The sequence below is a fragment of the Pseudomonas sp. S30_BP2TU TE3576 genome (assembly GCF_050436025.1).
Classification (GTDB): Bacteria; Pseudomonadota; Gammaproteobacteria; order Pseudomonadales; family Pseudomonadaceae; genus Aquipseudomonas.
In genome coordinates, this window is the sequence record NZ_JBNDLK010000001.1 from 850,053 (window position 1) to 869,559 (window position 19,507).

Annotated in this window: 21 protein-coding genes and 1 pseudogene; 11 read left to right on the forward strand and 11 right to left on the reverse strand. The window is 60.2% G+C overall.

What is annotated here, in order from left to right; all coding sequences use genetic code 11:
* The first annotated feature begins 65 nt into the window (after positions 1-65).
* The 5 genes from ABIA48_RS03785 (at position 66) to ABIA48_RS03805 (ending at position 3,953) form a co-directional block, all read left to right on the forward strand.
* Entirely contained in the window at positions 66-1,619 is a 1,554-nt protein-coding gene (locus ABIA48_RS03785) for an amino acid permease (protein ID WP_429487120.1), read from the forward strand.
* 218 nt (positions 1,620-1,837) lie between these two features.
* Positions 1,838-2,128 carry a DUF7693 family protein gene (locus tag ABIA48_RS03790; protein WP_429487121.1) on the forward strand — a complete coding sequence of 97 codons (291 nt, stop codon included), beginning with the start codon at positions 1,838-1,840 and terminating at the stop codon, positions 2,126-2,128.
* A gap of 81 nt (positions 2,129-2,209) precedes the next feature.
* Positions 2,210-2,782: a chorismate mutase gene (locus ABIA48_RS03795; protein WP_429487122.1), complete on the forward strand. Its 573-nt coding sequence runs from the start codon at positions 2,210-2,212 to the stop codon at positions 2,780-2,782.
* A 6-nt stretch (positions 2,783-2,788) separates the two neighbouring features.
* The gene (locus ABIA48_RS03800) at positions 2,789-3,532 is read left to right on the forward strand and encodes an SGNH/GDSL hydrolase family protein (RefSeq protein WP_429487123.1); all 744 of its coding nucleotides are present in this window, start codon (positions 2,789-2,791) and stop codon (positions 3,530-3,532) included.
* Positions 3,525-3,953 (forward strand): nuclear transport factor 2 family protein, encoded by a 429-nt coding sequence (locus tag ABIA48_RS03805; protein WP_429487124.1) that lies wholly within the window; start codon positions 3,525-3,527, stop codon positions 3,951-3,953. The genes ABIA48_RS03800 and ABIA48_RS03805 overlap by 8 nt, the downstream gene beginning before the upstream one ends.
* A gap of 138 nt (positions 3,954-4,091) precedes the next feature.
* Here the strand turns inward: ABIA48_RS03805 and ABIA48_RS03810 are convergent.
* From ABIA48_RS03810 to ABIA48_RS03825, 4 genes and pseudogenes are all read right to left on the reverse strand, one after another.
* Positions 4,092-4,259, reverse strand: a pseudogene (locus ABIA48_RS03810) (agmatine deiminase family protein); the annotation flags it as partial.
* A gap of 103 nt (positions 4,260-4,362) precedes the next feature.
* A complete protein-coding gene (locus ABIA48_RS03815) occupies positions 4,363-4,752 on the reverse strand; it encodes a c-type cytochrome (RefSeq protein WP_007988361.1) in 390 nt (129 codons plus the stop codon).
* 191 nt (positions 4,753-4,943) lie between these two features.
* Positions 4,944-5,345, reverse strand: coding sequence for a DUF1801 domain-containing protein (locus ABIA48_RS03820; protein WP_429487125.1), 402 nt, complete (start codon positions 5,343-5,345; stop codon positions 4,944-4,946).
* 111 nt (positions 5,346-5,456) lie between these two features.
* The gene (locus ABIA48_RS03825) at positions 5,457-6,386 is read right to left on the reverse strand and encodes a Ppx/GppA family phosphatase (protein WP_429487126.1); all 930 of its coding nucleotides are present in this window, start codon (positions 6,384-6,386) and stop codon (positions 5,457-5,459) included.
* 178 nt (positions 6,387-6,564) lie between these two features.
* Here ABIA48_RS03825 and ppk2 point away from each other — a divergent pair, with 178 nt between their 5' ends.
* The 5 genes from ppk2 (at position 6,565) to ABIA48_RS03850 (ending at position 11,647) form a co-directional block, all read left to right on the forward strand.
* Entirely contained in the window at positions 6,565-7,482 is a 918-nt protein-coding gene (ppk2, locus tag ABIA48_RS03830; RefSeq protein WP_007988352.1) for a polyphosphate kinase 2, read from the forward strand.
* Between the two features lie 415 nt (positions 7,483-7,897).
* Entirely contained in the window at positions 7,898-9,511 is a 1,614-nt protein-coding gene (locus ABIA48_RS03835) for a phospholipase effector Tle1 domain-containing protein (protein ID WP_429487127.1), read from the forward strand.
* The gene (locus ABIA48_RS03840; RefSeq protein ID WP_429487128.1) at positions 9,508-10,161 is read left to right on the forward strand and encodes a DUF2931 family protein; all 654 of its coding nucleotides are present in this window, start codon (positions 9,508-9,510) and stop codon (positions 10,159-10,161) included. The genes ABIA48_RS03835 and ABIA48_RS03840 overlap by 4 nt, the downstream gene beginning before the upstream one ends.
* 86 nt (positions 10,162-10,247) lie before the next feature.
* The gene (locus ABIA48_RS03845; RefSeq protein WP_429487129.1) at positions 10,248-10,901 is read left to right on the forward strand and encodes a DUF2931 family protein; all 654 of its coding nucleotides are present in this window, start codon (positions 10,248-10,250) and stop codon (positions 10,899-10,901) included.
* Between the two features lie 86 nt (positions 10,902-10,987).
* A complete protein-coding gene (locus tag ABIA48_RS03850) occupies positions 10,988-11,647 on the forward strand; it encodes a DUF2931 family protein (RefSeq protein ID WP_429487130.1) in 660 nt (219 codons plus the stop codon).
* Positions 11,648-11,667: 20 nt separating this feature from the next.
* Here ABIA48_RS03850 and ABIA48_RS03855 read toward each other — a convergent pair whose 3' ends face one another.
* The 3 genes from ABIA48_RS03855 to ABIA48_RS03865 all read right to left on the reverse strand — a co-directional run bounded on the left by ABIA48_RS03855 (position 11,668) and on the right by ABIA48_RS03865 (position 13,250).
* On the reverse strand, positions 11,668-12,009 hold the full coding sequence (locus tag ABIA48_RS03855; RefSeq protein WP_429487131.1) for a hypothetical protein: 342 nt from the start codon (positions 12,007-12,009) through the stop codon (positions 11,668-11,670).
* Between the two features lie 83 nt (positions 12,010-12,092).
* Positions 12,093-12,737, reverse strand: a complete 645-nt coding sequence (locus tag ABIA48_RS03860; protein WP_429487132.1) for an ATPase — start codon at positions 12,735-12,737, stop codon at positions 12,093-12,095.
* Positions 12,738-12,914: 177 nt separating this feature from the next.
* On the reverse strand, positions 12,915-13,250 hold the full coding sequence (locus tag ABIA48_RS03865; RefSeq protein ID WP_007987360.1) for a hypothetical protein: 336 nt from the start codon (positions 13,248-13,250) through the stop codon (positions 12,915-12,917).
* A gap of 206 nt (positions 13,251-13,456) precedes the next feature.
* Here ABIA48_RS03865 and ABIA48_RS03870 point away from each other — a divergent pair, with 206 nt between their 5' ends.
* The gene (locus ABIA48_RS03870; protein ID WP_310059849.1) at positions 13,457-13,762 is read left to right on the forward strand and encodes an NIPSNAP family protein; all 306 of its coding nucleotides are present in this window, start codon (positions 13,457-13,459) and stop codon (positions 13,760-13,762) included.
* A gap of 13 nt (positions 13,763-13,775) precedes the next feature.
* Here ABIA48_RS03870 and ABIA48_RS03875 read toward each other — a convergent pair whose 3' ends face one another.
* The 4 genes from ABIA48_RS03875 to ABIA48_RS03890 form a co-directional block, all read right to left on the reverse strand.
* Positions 13,776-14,234 (reverse strand): GNAT family N-acetyltransferase, encoded by a 459-nt coding sequence (locus ABIA48_RS03875; RefSeq protein WP_429487133.1) that lies wholly within the window; start codon positions 14,232-14,234, stop codon positions 13,776-13,778.
* A 209-nt stretch (positions 14,235-14,443) separates the two neighbouring features.
* On the reverse strand, positions 14,444-16,132 hold the full coding sequence (gene betA / locus ABIA48_RS03880; RefSeq protein WP_007987354.1) for a choline dehydrogenase: 1,689 nt from the start codon (positions 16,130-16,132) through the stop codon (positions 14,444-14,446).
* A gap of 32 nt (positions 16,133-16,164) precedes the next feature.
* Positions 16,165-17,739, reverse strand: coding sequence for a purine-cytosine permease family protein (locus ABIA48_RS03885; RefSeq protein ID WP_429487134.1), 1,575 nt, complete (start codon positions 17,737-17,739; stop codon positions 16,165-16,167).
* A 218-nt stretch (positions 17,740-17,957) separates the two neighbouring features.
* On the reverse strand, positions 17,958-19,469 hold the full coding sequence (locus ABIA48_RS03890) for an aldehyde dehydrogenase family protein (RefSeq protein WP_429487135.1): 1,512 nt from the start codon (positions 19,467-19,469) through the stop codon (positions 17,958-17,960).
* Positions 19,470-19,507: the final 38 nt, after the last annotated feature.

The following is a 19,507-nucleotide window of genomic DNA, read 5'->3' on the forward strand; positions in this document are numbered from 1 at the left end:
AACCAAGGTCGAGCCTACGGCGGCTCAGTTCGGCCTGTCCAAAACCTGAAAAGGGGCGCACAACAATGAACCCAACGAGCCAGCCCGGCACCGACGTGCAGGACGATGACGTCAAGGTGCTGCACAGCATGGGCTACGCCCAGCAACTCTCACGACGAATGGGGGTTTTCTCCAACTTTGCCATTTCCTTTTCGATCATCTGCATCCTCTCGGGAGGCATCAACTCGCTGGCCCAGGGCACCTCGGGTGCGGGTGGCATATCCATCGGGATCGGCTGGCCGATCGGCTGCCTGATCTCCGGGGTATTCGCCATGGCCATGGCGCAGATCTCCTCGGCCTACCCCACCGCTGGCGGCCTGTACCACTGGGGCTCGATTCTCGGTAACCGCTTCACTGGCTGGCTGACCGCGTGGTTCAACCTGCTGGGGCTGGTCACCGTGCTTGGCGCGATCAACGTCGGTACCTATTACTTCTTTTTCGGTGCCTTCGGACCGGCACTGGGCATGGAGGATACGACCACGGTCAGGGTGATTTTCCTGGCGATCCTCGCGGGCCTGCAGGCGTTGTGTAACCACTTGGGTATCGGCCTGACCGCCAGGCTCACTGACTTCTCCGGTTACCTGATCTTCGCCACGGCGCTGGCACTGACCATCGTCTGCCTGATCTCGGCACCCAGCTATGAATTCGCGCGGTTGTGGACCTTCAACAACTATTCCGGCGAGGTGGGTGGCAGCGTCTGGCCGCAGGTCTCCAACGGCTGGATTTTCATGCTCGGCCTGCTGTTGCCGATCTACACCATCACCGGCTATGACGCCTCTGCGCATACCTCCGAGGAAACCCGCAATGCGGCCATGTCGGTGCCCCGCGGCATGGTCATGTCGGTCGTCTGGTCGCTGCTGTTCGGCTGGCTGATGCTCAGTGCGTTCCTGCTCATGCTGCCGAACATGGACGAGGCGGCCAAGCAAGGCTGGAACGTGTTTTTCTGGGCCATGAACACCCAGGTCAACCCGATACTGAAACTGGTGCTTTACGTGGCGATCTTCATCTCGCAGGTGCTCTGCGGGCTGGCCACGGTCACCTCGGTTTCGCGCATGATCTTCGCGTTTTCCCGGGACGGCGGCCTGCCCTGCTCAAAAGCGCTGTCATCGGTCTCATCGACCCATCGCAGTCCGGTCGCGGCCATCTGGACAGGTGCCACCCTCGCGGTGTTGTTCGACTGGGGATCGTCGGTGATCTCGATCGGGGCAACGCCGGTCTATACGATCGTGGTGTCCTGCACGGTGATCTTCCTGTTCTTTTCCTTCGCCATTCCCATCGTGCTGGGGCTGTTTACCTATGGGACGTCGAAGTGGCCGACCATGGGGCCATGGAACATGGGGCGATTCTGGTATTCGGTGTTCGCCATCCTCTCGATCCTCGCGATGGTGATCATTTTCGTCATCGGCATCCAGCCACCGAACGATTGGGCGCTGTACATCACCATCGGTTTCCTGATCCTGACGGCCATCGTCTGGTTCGGTTTTGAAGCCCGGCGCTTCCAGGGGCCGCCGGTGGGCGACATGATCGTCAAGCGTCAGGCGGAAATCGCCGCGGCGGAAGCGGCGTTGAACAGGGAATAGGCGAGTGATGAGTAACCTGTGGGAGCGAGCTTGCTCGCGATGAGGGCCTAAAGTTCAACATCAATGTTGACTGCCCCATCGCTATCGCGAGCAAGCTCGCTCCCACAAGGATTGCAGTGTTCAAACCTTTAACTGATCGGCATTACCCGATCAACCGGGCTTTTTTGCAGGCTGATGATCTATCCTGTGCCTCCCCCGATTCCACCCCGGAGACACCTGTGCCCGCCCTCACCGCCCGCGAGGTTTACCAGCCGTTGCGCGATGCCGCCCAGGGCATTCGTACATTCAAGCGTCTGGATGATCCGCGCACATCGAGCGCTGTGCTGGTCGACATCGACGGCTGGCGACTGATACTTGAAGTCGATGCCGGCCACTTGTGCCACTGCCTGCACGGCCAAAGCCCCGATGGCCGTGAGTATGCGTTCGACAACGGGCAGCGCTTCGGCACCGACCCGGTGAGTTTGCTCAGTACCTGGGAGCTGGCGCAGATTGAACGGTTGCTGGCCTGAATCCTTCGCAACCTATCGTTCCCTGGCCGCACTTGTGATAAACAAGCCTGAGTGATTTCTGCGTCCAAGGAGGTTCTGCCCATGCCCCGTTCCCCACGTCTGTCGCGCTGTCTGGCCTGTGCCCTGCTTGGTTTGTTCGCGGGCGGTACCCAGGCCGGCACGACGCCCCCGGCGCCCAATGCCTTGCAACCGTTGCTGGCGACGATGAATGAGCGGTTGTACATCAGCGAGCTGGTGGCGCTGACCAAGTGGGACAGCGGCAAACCGGTCCAGGACAACGCCCGGGAAGCGCAAGTCATCGCCAACGCCCGCATGCAAGCCACCCAGCGCAAACTCGACCCCGACGATGTCGCCAACCTGATCGCCGCCCAGATCGAAGCCAGCAAACTGGTGCAATATGGCCGGCTCGCGCAATGGCAAGCGACGCACAAGGCGCCGGACACGCCACGGCCAGACCTCAACAACGACATCCGGCCCAAACTCGACAAGCTGCAGAACCTGCTGCTCACGCAGTACGCCGCGTTCCTGCCCTACCGCAAAGACCCGAACTGCCCGCAATGGCTGGCCACCGAACGCTCCGCGCTGACCAAGGATTACCTGCATGACCAGGCGATGATTCGTGCGACCGGAGAGCTGTGTATCGCTGGGCGATAACCTCCAATGAGCCAGGTAGAAACCCTCGTCAAAATCCTGCTCGGCCCGTTGTTGCTGGTGCAGGGCCTGTATACCCGTCGAGTGACGCCCAGGTTGCCGGAGGCCGCAGGCGAACGCCAGGGCGAGGCCGGCAGCGGCGACGTTCTGCGCGTGTTGATTGTCGGCGACAGCGCCGCCGCGGGTGTGGGTGCGGCGACTCAAGGCGAGGCCCTCAGCGGTCGGCTCGTCGAGCGCCTGGCCGAGGATTATCAGGTGGCGTGGAAACTCTGGGCGCGCACCGGCCTGGATGCGCAAGGCTTGCTGGAACTGCTCGAACAGCACGCCGCCGAGCCGTTCGATGTGGCGCTGTTGTCGATTGGCGTCAACGATGTCACCAGCACATTGGCGGTTGATCAGTGGCTGGCCCGGCAACGGCGCTTGATGGCGCTGTTGTGCGACAAATTCGCGGTGAAGCAGATTGTGCTGTCGCCGCTTCCGCCCATGCATCTGTTCCCCGCCCTGCCCCAGCCGCTGCGCTGGTTTCTGGGTTTCAGGGCACGTCGTTTCAATGCACAGTTGGCGGATCTGGCGGAACGAGTGGATCAATGTACGATGCTGACAACCCCGCTGGCACCTGCACCGGGCTTGATGGCCAGCGATGGTTTTCATCCGGGGCCGATGCTCTACCGTCAATGGGCCGACGATGTCGCCAGGGTTATCGACCAACGCTTTCGCACTACAACAATAAAAACAGGAGTTGAAGATGTCTGAGCTGAACCTGAATTCCAATGTTGCAGCGTCCCTGAAGCACTGGCACGCGATGATCGGCAACCGCGACTTGAGCGGCTTGCCCGAATTGCTCGATCCGCAAGCGGTGTTCCGTTCGCCGATGGCGCACACGCCGTATCCGGGGGCGCCGGTGGTGTCGATGATCCTCAACACGGTCATGAACGTGTTCGAGGATTTTGCCTATCACCGCGAACTGGCGACGGCGGATGGCTTGAACGTGATCCTCGAATTCAGCGCCAGAGTCGGCGGGAAAGAGTTGAAGGGCATCGACATGATCCGCTTCAACGAGCAGGGCAAGATCGTCGAGCTCGAAGTGATGGTGCGGCCGCTGAGTGGCTTGCAGGCGCTGGGCGAGGAAATGGGCCGGCGCCTCGGTGCTTATCTGAAGGCCAGTAAGGCCTGATTTATCTGATTCAACAAATACCCTTGTGGGAGCGGGCTTGCTCGCGAAGGCGGCGAACCAGTCGATAGAGATGTTGACTGACACTCCGCTTTCGCGAGCAAGCCCGCTCCCACATTAGTTGTGTAAAAACTGAACTCATCACACCAACGGCGGGTGACTGGTCACGCAGTGAATCCCGCCGCCGCCCGCGGAAGTCGCGTCGATGTCGAGCTGCACCACCTTACGGTCCGGGTAGAGTTCGGACAGCAGGTCGAAGGCTTTGTCATCGGCTTCTTCATCGCCGAACTGCGGAGCAATGACCACGCCGGGCTCGGCATCGCGCTGGTAAGCCAGTTGCTGAGTCGACAGCGAGAACACGGCGATGGCACGCAGCTTCACTCAATGGCTGGTGGAGAACCCGGGCGAGTGATTACTGCGCCGGAAAAGTTTGCAGATAGGCCAACAGGTCTTCGATTTTTTCCGGATCGCTCAGCCCCCAGAAAATCATGCGCGTGCCGGGTACCACTTTCTTCGGCGCTTCAAGGTAGGCGATCAGGGTTTCGCGATCCCAGACCAGGTTGGCGGATTTCATCGCATCGGAATACACGTAATCCGTGGTGGCGGCGGAGTGACGACCGATCACACCATTGAGTTGCGGGCCGAAGAAGGCGCGAGCCGATTCGCCGATCTGATGGCAGCCGCTGCAGAGGCGCTTGAAGACTTTCTCCCCGGCCTGGACATCGCCCGCAGCAAGGGTGGGAGTGCTGAACAGGCCAGCGGTGAGCGCCATGGCGAGGGTCAATGCGGCGATTTTCTTCATGTTCCGTTTCCAGTCGGGTATTGCCGGATGACTATTGGAACACGGTGGTCGGGGATATCCCAAGTGGTCAAATGGACGCAATCCCTGTGGGAGCGGGCTTGCTCGCGAAAGCGATAGTCCAGTCACCTACGATGTTGAATGTGAAGGCCCCTTCGCGAGCAAGCCCGCTCCCACAGGAACTTGTGCATGGCTTATTTTTTGGATTGGGTTCGGGATGTATTGAGTTCAATAGCCGCCTGAATCAATGCCTTCAGCGCCGTTTCGTTGATCTGCTCGCCCTCGTGGATATCAATCGCACGGCGGGTATTGCCTTCAAGGCTTGCGTTGAACAGTTTTGACGGATCGTCCAGTGAAGCACCCTTGGCAAAGGTCATCTTCACCACTTGCCTGTAGGTTTCCCCGGTACACAGGATGCCGGCATGGGACCACACCGGCACACCCCGCCACTTCCACTCTTCAATCACTTCGGGGTCAGCTTGCTGGATAATCTTGCGGATGCGCGCCAGAGTTTCGCCGCGCCAGTCCGCCAGTTCGCGGATTCTTTCGTCGATCAGCGCCGAAGCTTCGCCTGACTCAACCTTGTCCGTTTTCATCGCCATCTCCACCTTCTTCATGAGGGTTGTGATCGATGAGGGTAGACGGCGTTCGAGGTTTTTTAAACGCAGCGGACTGGTGGCAGCGCAACGCGACACAGCTGGCCGGTTTCAGTGTTTGCTCATCAATCCATGCAGCACGCCGAACCGCAAACCCGGTTCAGACGCAATCATATGCGTGATCCCGAACACCTTGAACGCCGCCAGCATGACCACCAGACCGCCGGGCAAAATGCTCAGGCGATGGGTGGGCAAACCCGCCAACTTGAGGTGTTTGACATGTTTGACTTCCAGCAGTCGCAACGACAGGCGCAACAGGCCGCCGTAGGTGATGCCGCTTTGACCATCGTCATTCAAGCCATTGGCCTTGAGCACCTTGGTCAGCATCCGCGCCGTCCCGGAAGAGCCGATCGCCTGCTGCCAGCCCATGGCGCGGTAACGGCGGGCAATGCGTTCGAATTGCACGGTGGCCGCGCGTTCGGCCTCCAGCAGCGCTTCTGCCACGATCCGCCCGCCATGGAAGTAATGCGCACCGAAGGTTCCGCTGCCGATGGCAATGCTCTCGGTAACCAGCAACTGGTCGCCACGGCCGATGATCATTTCCGTGGAGCCACCGCCGATATCCACCACCAGCCGCGTGCTTTGCGCCGGCAAGGTGTGGGCCACGCCGGCGTACACCAGTTGCGCTTCTTCCTGACCGGAAATGACGTCGATGCGAAAGCCCAGGTGACGCTCGGCGCTGGCCAGGAACAGCGGCGCGTTGTCCGCTTCGCGCACGGCGCTGGTGGCCACCGCCCGCACGCGCCCGGCCTCAAAACCGCGCAACTTCTTGCCGAATCGCGCCAGCGCCTGCCAGCCCCGGTCCAGCGCCAATTCATCGAGTGCCCCGCCCTGCAGGCCTTCGGCCAGACGCACCGGTTCACGCAGGGTTTTCACTTCCTGGATGACCATCTGCTGGTTCCGTCTCACCGACTGACCAATCATCAGGCGAAACGCATTGGAACCCAGGTCGATGGCGGCAAACAGCGGGGCATCTTTCATACGGGGTTCCTTGCACATTCATCTGCCGGCAGGCTGACGGCCGCCGGGTACTCAAGACGGATTGCGAAGATCTTGCCATGGCTTTCGATGACACCAAGATGACACCAGCGGGCATCACCACTTCGTAACAAACTTTGTCCAGGATCGGCAGTGCCACCCACGACCCGAGTGTCTCACCATGCTTTCCAATCAGGACACCTTGATCCAGCGCATCCACCGCGAGCTGCTCGATATCAGTGACGAAGAGCTGGAACTGGAATTATCGGAAGACGGACACAACCTGGACGCACTGTTCGATGAACACATCGAGGATGGCAGCGAGAAAGAAGCCCGGCGCCGTTACTTCGCCGAACTGTTTCGCCTGCAAGGCGAACTGGTGAAACTGCAGAGCTGGGTGGTGAAAACCGGGCACAAAGTGGTGATCCTGTTCGAAGGCCGCGATGCCGCCGGCAAGGGTGGCGTGATCAAGCGCATCACCCAGCGCCTCAACCCTCGGGTTTGCCGGGTGGCCGCCCTACCCGCCCCCAACGACCGCGAACGCACGCAGTGGTATTTCCAGCGCTACGTTTCGCACCTGCCCGCCGCCGGCGAAATCGTGTTGTTCGACCGCAGCTGGTACAACCGCGCCGGGGTCGAGAAGGTCATGGGGTTCTGTAATGACGACCAGTACGAAGAGTTCTTCCGCACCGTGCCGGAATTCGAGCGCATGCTCGCCCGCTCCGGCATCCAGCTAATCAAGTACTGGTTCTCGATTTCCGACCAGGAACAGAACCTGCGCTTTCTCAGCCGCATTCACGACCCGCTCAAGCAGTGGAAACTCAGCCCCATGGACCTGGAGTCGCGCCGCCGCTGGGAAGCCTATACCAAGGCCAAGGAAATCATGCTCGAGCGCACCCACATTGCCGAAGCGCCATGGTGGGTGGTGCAGGCCGACGACAAGAAAAAGGCCCGGCTCAACTGCATCCATCACCTGCTCAACCAGATGCCTTATGAAGAAGTCGAGCTGCCGGTAATCGAATTGCCGCAGCGGGTCCGGCAGAAAGACTATTCACGCGTCCCGGTGCCGCAGGAAATCATCGTGCCGGAGATTTACTAAAGCTCCCTCGCCACAATTAATCGACAGTCGCTGGACTACCGGTGTCCTGACGAATGGCCATAAAGCCGTCATCGAATCGTCATGGAACAACCGCCATACTCAGTCCATCCAATGCGTGCTTTAACTTTCTGCTGCCAATTCTGGCGGCTTTTTTTTGTGTTTTTTTCAGGCATTGCCGGGGCGCATGCCCTTGAACCTCATACAAAAGCCCCCCATCCGTCTCGCCCCTTCCGTGTATTGATTGGCTGAAGGCTTTTCTGACAGCCACGGACCTCAATACAAGCTTCCTAATCCCACACGCGCTCAAGACACGACCGACAGCATCCCCACGCCCCTGGCGCGCACTCTTGTCCCTGAAAAGCGATCACTTGATTTGGCGCCCAGGGAGGGGCATTTCACTGAAAGGAATGCACTCATGGGACAGGATCTTGAGGGGTACCACTGCGCCGTCTGCCGCGACCAGGCCAAGGCCCGCGCCCGACAGCCCAAGCACTGGGATGCGGCAGAGGAGCAACGCAAATACGCGGAAATGCTGGCTCGACAACGGGCGCGCGAAGAGCAGGCCAACCAGGCGTGGGAAGAAAAAAAGGCCCGGGAAGAAGCGGCACGCGTAAAGGTCACCCTGCGCATCGGCGTATTTTTCGACGGCACCGGCAACAACCCGTTCAATGTCGAGATGGGGCGTAAATGCGGGGCTCATCATCCGGTGTCGGAGGACGATCTGGATGGCAGTTGCAAGCCGTATATGCGGGACCCTGAGAGCAGTTATGGGGGGGAAGTGACGAATGTTAAGCGGTTGCATGAGTTGTATGCGGAAACTCATGACGCGCAAATAATAACTCGACAAAAACACGTATTCGATAAGGTCTACGTCGAAGGAATTGGCACAACCGCAGGCGAACCAGACCGATTGCTGGGCGCCGCGTTCGGTCGCGGTGAGACCGGAATCGAGGCCCGGGTATATGACGCGTTTGCTCAGATCAAACGGCGGTTACGCAACTTCCATGAACGCTTCCCGGACCTGCAGATCCAGTCCCTGATCTTCGATGTCTTCGGCTTCAGCCGTGGCGCGGCCGCCGCCCGCCACTTTGCCTACTTGTGCATGGTCGGCATCAACAGCCCGCTCGTAGATACGTTGTACCTGCCGGATCGCCTGTTCGCCCGCGGCTTCAGCAAGGTGTTCGGTGAAGGGGTCAAGACCGGGTTCATCGGTCTGTTCGACACCGTCGCTTCCGTGGGTGGCCTGAGCAACCTGGGGTATGTGCGCAGCCCCGCTGCCCCCGGGGTCAAGCTGCACTTGGCGCCGCGTTTCTTCCCCAACGTTCTGCAACTGGTGGCCCGGGACGAATACCGCGCCAACTTCGCCCTTAACCGCGTCGGCCCGGACCATCCGGAAATCAGCCTGCCGGGAGCCCACTCGGACATCGGCGGGGGTTACCGGGATGACGTCGAAGAGTGCGTGCTACTCAGCCCCCTGCAAGCCCTGGACGTGGGCGAGTTCACCGAGGTCAAAACCACCTCGATCTACCGCGAGGCCGAGCAGGAACGGGAAAAATGGCACGCCAAGGGTTGGCCACTGGAAATGCTGGAACTGGTGACTCCAGATCCCGTCAAGCTGCTGCCTGCCCCCAGAGAGCAGGCAGCGCCGAAACAGAAGCGGGTGTTTGTCGGCTTGCAGCTACGGCGCAAGGTCAGTGCCGGACTGGCGCTGGTGTACTTGCGGGTGATGTATGAAGCCGCCAAAAAGCATGGGGTGGAGTTTGACGACCTTCAAGAAGATCCCGAATTGGCTCCGCCTGTCGAACTTCAGTCCATGTGTGAGCGGTTTGTCGCGGGGGACTACAGCCTGACCGCTGCCGAAGAGCAACTGCTGAAGCTACGTTACATCCACCAGTCGTCGCACTGGAACCCGACTTTTCTCTCCGGGCCTCGCAGCACCCGATTCGAGCTGGCTTATGCCCATGTCCCCACGGCGGATACCGTAAGGGTGCTCCACCCCCATGTTCCGGAATGGAGGCTGTCACCATGAAAACCCTCATGGCACTACTGGCAACGTTGGCGATCAGCGCCTGCCAGTCCGGCGATCCGCTATCCGCCAAAAATGATTACAGAACATCCTGGTGGTACATCGGTTTCACCGAACCCGCCCACATGACCGTCTGGGTCGAGACCTCGGCTGTCGAGGACATAAAGGGACGGGTACTTCACCATATCGCGGCGGGCGCAGCAGCCCGCAGTGATAATGAGAATGGCACCGAAAATGCTCACGGATGGATAGGTGTGGGTGGCGCCGGCATGCCCGTCACGGGCGCCGACCTGCCAAAACGCCTCTTTGTGCGCTGGCAATCGATTGTCGAACGCCAGACCTACGCCGGCTGGATCGATATCTCCGAATCGACCCGCGACATCATGCGCAACTCGACGGCCCAGCGTTGTCACGAGACACCCCAGTTCACCGCCAACCCAAGTGCCGCCCTGAATCTGGGACTGGCGCCGGGCGGCATCATTCAGGTCTGGGTTCGGGACGACTGCTTCCGCGCCCACAAAGTCGACCGCGGACAAGTCGGCATCGAACCCTTGGGTCCCAACCAAGGCAAGTACAACGGCCATTACAGAAAAATCAAAGACTCCTCCCAACGCTACATCGAACGCTTCGGCATCCCCTATGGCAGTTGGTAATCATGAGCCTTGGTTTTCACCCATGTCCCCACGGCGGACACCGTGCGGGTGCACCACCCCCATGTTCCGGAATGGAGGCTGTCACCATGAAAAACCTCATTGCACTACTGGCCACGTTGGCGATAAGCGCGTGCCAGCCCGTCGATCCGCTGTCAGCCAAAAATGACTACAAACTGCGCTGGTGGGGAATTGGCTTCACCGAGCCTGCCCACATGACGGTCTGGGTCGAGACCTCGGCTGTCGAGGACATAAAGGGGCGAATCATTCACGATGTCGCTGCGGGTTCTGCGGGCAGCAGCGACCTCGAAAATGGCACCGAAAATGCTCGTGGCTGGGTGGGCACGGGTGGTGAGGGCATGCCGGTGTTGGGCGCCGACCTGCCCAAACGCCTCTTTGTGCGCTGGCAATCGATTGTGGAGCGCAAGACCTACGCCGGCTGGATCGATATCTCCGAATCGACCCGCGACATCATGCGCAACTCGACGGCCCGGCGTTGCCACAAGTACCCGCAGCATAGCGCTAACTCGAGTGCGCAACTGAATCTGGGACTGGCGCCGGGCGGCATCATTCAGGTTTGGGTTCGGGACGAGTGCTCGCACGCCCACAAAGTCGACCGCGGGCAAGTCGGCATCGAACCCTTGGGGCCCGACCAAGGCAAGTACAACGGCTTCTACGGCAAGATCAAAGACTCCTCCCAACGCTACATCGAGCGCTTCGGCATTCCCTATGGCAGTTGGTAATCATGAGCCTTGGTTTTCGCCCATGTCCCCACGGCGGATGCCGTACGGGTGCATTACCCTCATGTACCAGAATGGACGCTGTCACCATGAAAATTCTATTTGCCTTGCTGGCAATGTTGGCGATAAGCGCGTGCCAGTCCGCCGATCCGCTGTCAGCCAAAAATGATTACAGAACGCCCTGGTGGTACATCGGCTTTACCGAGCCTGCTTACATGACTGTTTGGGTGGAAACGACTGCGGTTGTCGATATACAGGATCGACTTATCCCCGCAGGGGCCTCAGGCGCAGCGGCGCAAACGCCAGACGGTGAATACACCAAGGAAATCGCTCGCGGATGGGATGGCATTGGCGGCTCTAGCATGCCGGTCACGGGCGCCGACCTGCCAAAACGCCTCTTTGTGCGCTGGCAATCGATTGTCGAACGCCAGACCTACGCCGGCTGGATCGATATCTCCGAATCGACCCGCGACATCATGCGCAATTCGACGGCCCGGCGTTGCCACAAGTACCCGCAGCATAGCGCTAACCCGAGTGCGCAACTGAATCTGGGACTGGCGCCGGGTGGCATCATTCAGGTTTGGGTTCGGGACGAGTGCTCGCGCGCCCACAAAGCCGACCGCGGGCAAGTCAATGTCGAGCCCTTAGGTCCGTATCTTGGAAAAAACAAGGGCCGGTACGCGTGGAAGATCAAAGACTCTTCCCAACGCTACATCGAACGCTTCGGCATTCCCTATGGCAGTTGGTGACTACCTCAATCGTCATTAACCTACAAACATTCCTGTGCCGCACGCTCGAAACTCGATGGCACGAAGGTTGACGCCAGCAGCTTGCGTTCGTACAGGAACACCTTGCCGCCGTTCGAGGCCTTGTAGGTTTCCATCACATTGTCCGCCGCCACCTTGCTCGGGACGACGATGCGGTAGCTGCGCTGGGTCTGCGATACGGTGGGGTTGAGCGCTTCGTGCTGTAACTTCGGCACCACGCAATGGGTGTATTCCTCGGGTGACTTCGACGTCTGCAAGGTCAGCGTCGGGTCATTCGGCGTGCCGGCACAACCGGCCAGCAGCAGCGAGACGAAGGCCATGGCGGGGGCAAGGGAAGCGCGCATGAGTCAGGTCCTGTAAAGCAATCCACGGTTGATTGAGTGCCCGCCGTTCAATGGGCGACGGGATTGGTTAACTTGCTGTTGTTTCAGCCGGCCGTTACCAGCGCTTTCAACGACGCATCGAACTGTTTCAGCGCGGTCAGTTGCAGGTCGCGTTGCTGTTCGATTTGCGCGGCGATCTCGGGCGCGGCTTTGTCATGCACCCACACCGACGGCAGTTGTTTCTCCACCGCGCCTTCGGCCTTGCCGATGTATTGCAGGTTGGCGTCGTAGAACCGCGCGGCGAAACGTGCTTCGACCCGGTCGTTACGCTGGGTCAGCAACTGGTTGTGGGTATCGAGCATCACCACCACGTCCGGGTGGGCCTGCACCAGCGCATCGAGGTTGTCGTAGACCGTCACGGACAGAAAGCTGTTGTGCAGTGAACCCATCAGCCAGTCGATGGCCAATTGCGGATCGGAGCTGTTGACGAACGCCTGGCGAATCCGCGCATCCAGTGCGTTCTTCGCACCGTTCACGGCCACCGAGTGGTATTGCTCGAGGTATTGCTGGTTTTCCACGGTGTTTTCGCTGTAGAGCACCCCGACCGTCTGCCCGTATTGCAACCCGCTGTGACCGCCGATAATCGGCGACAGGCGGCAAGCGCTTGTGTCCTCGGCGTAGGCCGATGCGGTGGATGCAACACTGCCCAGCAACAGGGCAATCACAGCCAGTCGGGTCAACATTTTCATCGCGCAGGTTCCTTGAGCAGCGTGTTCAATGCAGGCGATTTTCCGCCTTTGCACAAAAAACAGAACTTGCGATTCTTGATGATGACTATTGACTGAACCGATAGTGCGACAGCGCCAGCGGCAAACACTTTGTGGCGAGGGAGCTTGCTCCCTCGCCACAGGTATAGGTTCGTGTGCTTACTGTACGTTCTTCAGCTTGACCACATCACCGGAGATTTTGGTGGTGTAACCCGTCAGGACCCACGCCCAGAACCAGCGTTCCTGCACCTGTGTGTTGATCATGGCATCGCCGCCTTTGGCCTTGATTGCCTCGTCCTGTGCGCGTACAAAACGACTGTTCTGACGGATAGGGATGACGCCAAACAGCAACAGGCCGGTGGCGCTCGCTTCACTGTGGCCCAGCACGGTGTACTGGCTGCTGTCGTAATGCTGGGTATTCATCGGGGCACTGTTGCAACCGGCCAATACCAGGCCGAACAGGGTAACGGCAGCCACTTTACTGAGGTATTTCACTGAACAACTCCAGGGGGAAAACGCCCGTGATCCAATTCTCGGGCTGTGCGCATCCTAGCAAAATGATGCCTCATTGACATCACTCTTGAGGCTGACCATAAAAACAGGGTTCAGTTGGCGCAAATTTACCGGTCTATGGCGCATACAGTGCTGTGGCGACAGCTGCAATCAGCGGATAGTCAGACGCTTTATCAAGGAGAGAAACCATGGTCACTTGCTACCTGAAATACGTACTCGACCCCTACCAGCTCGAAGCCTTCGAGCACTACGGCAAGTTGTGGATTCCACTGGTAGAAAAATTCGGCGGCCAGCACCACGGCTACTTTTTGCCTTCGGAGGGCGCCAACAACATCGCCCTGGCCCTGTTCACCTTCCCCAGCCTGGCGGCGTACGAACATTACCGGCAGCAATCGATGAGCGATCCGGACTGCATCGCGGCGTTCAAGTACGCCGAAGAGAGGAAATTCATCCTCAGCTACGAGCGTTCATTCATGCGGCCGGTGTTTGGCTGAAAGGCTCGCTGACTCAGTCTTTTTTCAGATCCAGGCAATAGGTGTAGTAACCGGGGTCGCGCACCCAGCCCAGGGATTCATACAGGCGCTGGGCGGTGAAGTTGTCGGTGGCGGTTTCCAGGGTCATGCCCTTGCCGCCAGCCAGCTGCGCAAAGTCGCGGGCGGTGTTCATCAGCAGTGTGCCGACGCCTTTGCCCCGGGCGGCGGGCGTGGTGAACAGATCACCAAGCAACCAGGTGCGGTGGGCGTCGATGGAGGAAAAGGTCGGGAACAACTGGACGAAGCCGAGGTTTTCCCCGTCGCTGTCCCGGGCAAGAAAAATCACCGATTCATCCCGGGCGATGCGCTCGGCAATGAAGGCACGCGATTGCGCCAGGTTCGATGGCTGCCTGTAGAACATCCGGTACGCGTCAAACAAAGGGGCGATCTGGTCGATGTGCGATGCGTCGGCGCGCAGGGCCTGAATAGCCATGAGGGTGCTCCATTGCGGTCTCAAGGATTTACAGACTAGCAATGGCCAGGAAACAACGACGCACTATTTTCCTGAAAGCACCGTTAACCCTGTGGGAGCGGGCTTGCTCGCGAAGGCGGCAGCACATTAAACATGGATGTGACTGATCCACCGCTTTCGCGAGCAAGCCCGCTCCCACATTAGGTTTGCACACTGATTGCCGGTTGCAATCAGACCCGCACGTTACGCCCCGGCAGCGAACTGCGCTGGCTGCTTTCCCAACCTTCGACCAACCCCACCGGCACATCCGACGCCGGCAGCATCTTCACGCCACGCACCAGATCGGACGCCCGTTCGGCGAGCATGATGGTCGGCGCATTGAGATTGCCGTTCGGCTCCGTCGGGAACACCGACGAATCGATCACCCGCAGACCGGCGATGCCGCGCACGCGCAATTCGGAGTCGACCACCGCCATGTCGTCCTCGCCCATGCGGCACGAACCGCACGGATGGTAGGTGCTTTCCAGGTTGTCACGCACGAAGGCGTCGAGGTCTTCATCGCTGGTCACCTGCGCGCCCGGGGCGATTTCGCCGTCGCGGAAGCGGTCCATGGCTTTCTGGCCGATGATTTCCCGGGTCAGGCGAATACAGCGGCGGAAGCCTTCGCGGTCCTCTTCCCGTTGCAGGTAGTTGAAGCGAATCTCTGGATGCTCGTACGGATCGGCCGAGCGTACCCGCACATAACCACGGCTTTTCGGTTTGTTGGGACCGGTCAGCACCATGAAACCATGGCCCTTGATCGGCTTGTTGCCGTCGTAGCGCATCGCCGCCGGCAGGAAGTGGAACTGGATGTCCGGCCAGCGCAGACCCTTCTCGGAGCGGATGAAACCACCGGCCTCGAAGTGGTTGGTGGCACCGAGGCCGTCCTTGAACAACAGCCAGCGCAGACCGATCATCAGCTTGCTCAGCGGGTCCATCTTGCTGTTGAGGGTCACCGGTTCCTTGCAGCCGAACTGGATGTACACCTCGGCGTGATCCTGCAGGTTCTCCCCTACCCCCGGCAGATCATGGCGCACGCCGATCCCGGCCTTGCGCAGGACCTCGGCTGGGCCGATGCCGGAGCGTTGCAGCAGGTGCGGCGAACCGATGGGGCCGGACGAGATCAGCACTTCGCGGTTGCAACGCACCTGGTGGGTCTGACCACCGTGGTCATACATGACCCCCACCGCCCGCTTGCCTTCAAGGATGATCTGGCGGGTCATCGCATGGGTGATCACCGTCAGGTTCGGACGGCCCATGGCCGGGCGCAGATACGCGTTGGCCGTGGAGCAACGCACGCCATTCTTGACGGTCATGTGCATGGCACCAAAACCTTCCTGCATGTAGCCGTTGCAGTCTTCGGTCTTGATGTAGCCCGCTTCGGCACCGGCTTCGACCCAGGCGCCGTACAGCGGGTTTTTCATGTGGTTGCCGTTGGTGGTGTGCAGCGGCCCGCTCTGACCGCGATAGCTGTCACCACCTGACTCGTAGCTCTCGGCGCGCTTGAAGTACGGCAGGCAGTTGCGATAGCCCCAGCCTTCGGCCCCCAGGGATTCCCATTCGTCGAAATCCAGCGCGTGGCCACGGATGTACACCAGGCCGTTGATAGACGACGAACCGCCCAGCACCTTGCCCCGTGGGCAGTGAATCCGCCGGCCGTTGAGGTAAGTCTCCGGCTCGGTCTCGTAGCGCCAGTTGTATTTCTTGGTGTTCATCGGGATCGAGAAGGCACTGGGCATCTGGATCACTACGCTCTTGTCACTGCCGCCGAATTCCAGGACCAGCACCGAGGTGGCCGGGTCTTCGCTCAGGCGGTTGGCCAACACACAACCTGCCGAGCCTGCGCCAATGATGATGTAGTCGTATTTTTGCGTCGCCATTTTTTGCGTGGTCATTCTTTGCGTGGTCATAGTTATCTCCCGACCGTCGATTCAGTGAATACCCGCGGTGGCTGCTGCTTGTGGGTCAGCGTGTCGCCGGTGGTGTATTGCGGGGAGGTTTTTTCGATCTGCTGGATCACCGCTTCTTCGCGCTTGAGATCGATCGAGCGGCTCAGCCAGTAGTACGCCAGCCCCGAGACGATCAGCCCGACCAGCCAGGCGATGTCAATGCTGCCCAGCGCCTTGGCGAGCGGGCCGACATACACCTCGCGCTGTTCAACGCCGTCGAAGATGTAGAAGAACGGGATCATCGAGATAAAACCGATGGCATACGCGGCGATCCCGCGCAGCCCCCAGCTGCCATAGATGTTGCCGTGGGGCATGAAGAAGTGCGGGATGGCGTAGCGGCCCTTGCGCACGAAGAAGTAGTCGGTGAGGTTGACCGAGGTCCAGGGCACCAGGAAGTACAGCATCACCACCAGGTAGATCCCCAGCACCGACAGGCCTTTGCCCGAACTCTGGATGCTCAGCGCCACGCCCAGTTGCAGCAGGATCACGAAGCCGATGGCCAGGATGCGTGCCTTGCGTGTTGGCTCGATGTGCTTGATCGAGTCGACACAGGTCAGCGTGGTCAGTTTGGCGCTGTAGATATTCATCGCGATCACCGGCAGGAACGCCAGGATAGTGACGACCACCACCGCCGTGCCCACCAGCGGCGACACGGTGTTGCCGACTTGCCCGAGGGCCACCAGCACGTCCGTGGAATGCAGGTGATCGGCGAGCCAGCCACCCACGGAAATCATCCACGCACCAGACAGCGAAGCCCCGAGAAACACCACCGCGATCAGCTTGCCGCTGGAGGTGTTCTTCGGCAGGTAGCGCGAGTAGTCCGACACGTACGGGGCATAGGCGATGTTGTAGCTGGCGGCCGCCGCAAACTGCGCGATGAAACCGGTCCAGTTGAAACCCAGCGGTTCCCGGGCCACTTCACCCGCTGCCAGCGCCGGCATGGCCGCATCCGGCACCCAACCCATCAGCACCGCCACGGTCACCAGGCCATACAGTGGCAGCGACAGGAACAATGCCCATTTGAAACTGCGGTGCATCCAGTCGTGGCCGAGAATCGCCAGCACCGCTGCCGGAATGGTCACCGCCACCGCGATCACTGCGGGGTTGAACCCGAACAGCGTGTGCAACCCCTGCATCATCAACACCAGGTTGACGATGTTGAAGCCGGCGAACACGAACAGCGTCGCCAGCAGCACCAGGATCACTCCGCGATAACCGAACTGCGCACGGGACTGGATCATTTGCGGCAAGCCAAGGTGCGGGCCTTGCGAGCCATGGAACGCCATGAACAGCGTGCCGAACATGATGCCCAGCGTGCCGGCGAGCGTGGTCCACAGCGCGGTCAGGCCAACGCTCGGGCCGACGAAGCCGATGGTCATGGTGAAGAAGGTGAAATTGCCGAGAAACCAGAACGGGCCCTGGCTCGACAGTTTGTCGGTGCGCTCGTTCTCGGGGATGAAGTCAATCGAATGCCCCTCGACGACGGATTTTTCATCGAGGCTGGACACGCTCGGGGCGGACTTGGCGTTAGTGTTCATGATGGACTCTTATTGTTGGAAGATCATGACGAGATAACCGCGTTCTTTTCGGTGAACGTCCTTGTAATGAGCACCTCTGTGGTGAGGGAGCTTGCTCCCGTTGGACTAGCGCAAAACCTGTGGGAGCGGGCTTGCTCGCGAAAGCGGTGGGTCAGGCAACATAGATGTCGGATGTGCCGGCCTCTTCGCGAGCAAGCCCGCTCCCACAAGGGCGCGCTTCAGCCTGGCAGCGTGATCCATACCGCCTTGGTTTCGAGCAGGTAATCGAGCTGCTCGGCGCCCAGGTCCTTGCCGAATCCGGACTGTTTGTAGCCACCGAACGGCATCGACGGATCGAGGGTGCCGTGGGCGTTGACGTAGACCGAACCTGCCTTGAGGCGCGGGATCAGGCTGTGCACTTTGCCAAGGTCGTTGGAATACAGTGCGGCAGCCAGGCCAAAGGGCGAGTCGTTAGCCAGGGCCAGTGCCTCTTCCTCATCATCGAACGGTGCAGTGACCAGCACCGGGCCGAAGATCTCTTCCTGGACAATGCGCATGTCGTTGCGGCAATTGGCGAAGATGGTTGGCTCGACGAAGAAGCCAGGGCCATCGACCGGTTGGCCGCCGTAGACCAGTTCGGCGCCTTCGGCCTTGCCGGTTTCGATGTACTCGGTCACACGCTGCTTTTGCAGGGCCGAAACCAGCGGGCCGATGAAGCAGTCCGGGTCCAGGCCCGGGGCCATTTTCAGGGTGCGTGTGTAGGCGATCAGCTCACGCAGGAATTCGTCGTAGACGCTGCTATGAATATAGGCCCGTGTACCGGCATCGCATACCTGCCCGGAGTTGAAAAACACGCCGTTGGCGACCGCTTGCGCTGCGGTGGGGATGTCGGCGTCGGCGCAGACGATGACCGGTGATTTGCCACCGAGTTCGAGGGTCAGGCGTTTCATGTCATCCAGCGCTGCGCGGCCGACAGTCTGACCGACCGGAGTCGATCCGGTGAAGGTCAGTTTGTCGATGCCGGGGTGCGTGGCCATGGCCGCACCGACCACGCTGCCGCGCCCGGTGACGATGTTGATCACGCCGTCGGGGATGCCCGCTTCCTGCACCAGTTCAGCGAAGCGCAGGGCCGACAACGAAGTCAGCTCGGCGGGTTTGACTACCACGGTGCAACCGGTCGCCAGGGCCGCGCCGAGTTTCCAGGCCATGGTCTGCAACGGGAAGTTCCACGGCACGATGGCGCCGACCACGCCGACTGCTTCCTTGCGGGTATAAGCCAGGTAATTGCCCGGCAGCGAAGGCTCGACGGTACGGCCATGCAGCTTGGTGGCCCAGCCGGCGAAGTAACGCAGGGTGTCGACGGTGCCCTGGATGTCCACGTCCTTGGCGAAGGCCACGGACTTGCCCATGTCGATGGATTCGATTTCCGCCAGCTCGGCAGCGTTCTGTTCGATCAGGTCGGCCAGGCGTTGCATCATCCGTTCGCGCTCGGCCGGTTTGGCCTGACGCCAGGCGCCGCCGTCGAACTGGGCGCGGGCGGCTTGCACGGCGCGGTCCAGATCGTCGGTAGTACCCATGGGAATACGGGTGATCAGGCCTTCGGTCGAGGGCTCGATCACATCGGAGGTTTCGCCGTTGCTGGATTCAACCCAGGCGCCGCCGATGAACATCTTCTGGACCTTGCTGAGGAAGGTCTGGGTGGCTTCGCTGACGCCGAATTTTTGCAGGTAACTTTTGACGATCGTGTCCATTTTTATTCTCTCTGCCCGGCAGTCAGGCACTGCCGGGG

What these genes read in the sequence shown, in the direction of transcription:
- ABIA48_RS03840 (WP_429487128.1), top strand. Translation starts at nt 9,508, where the DNA reads ATGAAAACCCTCATGGCACTACTGGCAACGTTGGCGATCAGCGCCTGC.
- ABIA48_RS03800 (WP_429487123.1), top strand. Translation starts at nt 2,789, where the DNA reads ATGAGCCAGGTAGAAACCCTCGTCAAAATCCTGCTCGGCCCGTTGTTG.
- ABIA48_RS03860 (WP_429487132.1), bottom strand. Translation starts at nt 12,737, where the DNA reads ATGAAAATGTTGACCCGACTGGCTGTGATTGCCCTGTTGCTGGGCAGT.
- ABIA48_RS03795 (WP_429487122.1), top strand. Translation starts at nt 2,210, where the DNA reads ATGCCCCGTTCCCCACGTCTGTCGCGCTGTCTGGCCTGTGCCCTGCTT.
- ABIA48_RS03850 (WP_429487130.1), top strand. Translation starts at nt 10,988, where the DNA reads ATGAAAATTCTATTTGCCTTGCTGGCAATGTTGGCGATAAGCGCGTGC.
- ABIA48_RS03820 (WP_429487125.1), bottom strand. Translation starts at nt 5,345, where the DNA reads ATGAAAACGGACAAGGTTGAGTCAGGCGAAGCTTCGGCGCTGATCGAC.
- betA (WP_007987354.1), bottom strand. Translation starts at nt 16,132, where the DNA reads ATGGCGACGCAAAAATACGACTACATCATCATTGGCGCAGGCTCGGCA.
- ABIA48_RS03785 (WP_429487120.1), top strand. Translation starts at nt 66, where the DNA reads ATGAACCCAACGAGCCAGCCCGGCACCGACGTGCAGGACGATGACGTC.
- ppk2 (WP_007988352.1), top strand. Translation starts at nt 6,565, where the DNA reads ATGCTTTCCAATCAGGACACCTTGATCCAGCGCATCCACCGCGAGCTG.
- ABIA48_RS03845 (WP_429487129.1), top strand. Translation starts at nt 10,248, where the DNA reads ATGAAAAACCTCATTGCACTACTGGCCACGTTGGCGATAAGCGCGTGC.
- ABIA48_RS03890 (WP_429487135.1), bottom strand. Translation starts at nt 19,469, where the DNA reads ATGGACACGATCGTCAAAAGTTACCTGCAAAAATTCGGCGTCAGCGAA.
- ABIA48_RS03825 (WP_429487126.1), bottom strand. Translation starts at nt 6,386, where the DNA reads ATGAAAGATGCCCCGCTGTTTGCCGCCATCGACCTGGGTTCCAATGCG.
- ABIA48_RS03835 (WP_429487127.1), top strand. Translation starts at nt 7,898, where the DNA reads ATGGGACAGGATCTTGAGGGGTACCACTGCGCCGTCTGCCGCGACCAG.
- ABIA48_RS03805 (WP_429487124.1), top strand. Translation starts at nt 3,525, where the DNA reads ATGTCTGAGCTGAACCTGAATTCCAATGTTGCAGCGTCCCTGAAGCAC.
- ABIA48_RS03870 (WP_310059849.1), top strand. Translation starts at nt 13,457, where the DNA reads ATGGTCACTTGCTACCTGAAATACGTACTCGACCCCTACCAGCTCGAA.
- ABIA48_RS03885 (WP_429487134.1), bottom strand. Translation starts at nt 17,739, where the DNA reads ATGAACACTAACGCCAAGTCCGCCCCGAGCGTGTCCAGCCTCGATGAA.
- ABIA48_RS03875 (WP_429487133.1), bottom strand. Translation starts at nt 14,234, where the DNA reads ATGGCTATTCAGGCCCTGCGCGCCGACGCATCGCACATCGACCAGATC.
- ABIA48_RS03855 (WP_429487131.1), bottom strand. Translation starts at nt 12,009, where the DNA reads ATGCGCGCTTCCCTTGCCCCCGCCATGGCCTTCGTCTCGCTGCTGCTG.
- ABIA48_RS03815 (WP_007988361.1), bottom strand. Translation starts at nt 4,752, where the DNA reads ATGAAGAAAATCGCCGCATTGACCCTCGCCATGGCGCTCACCGCTGGC.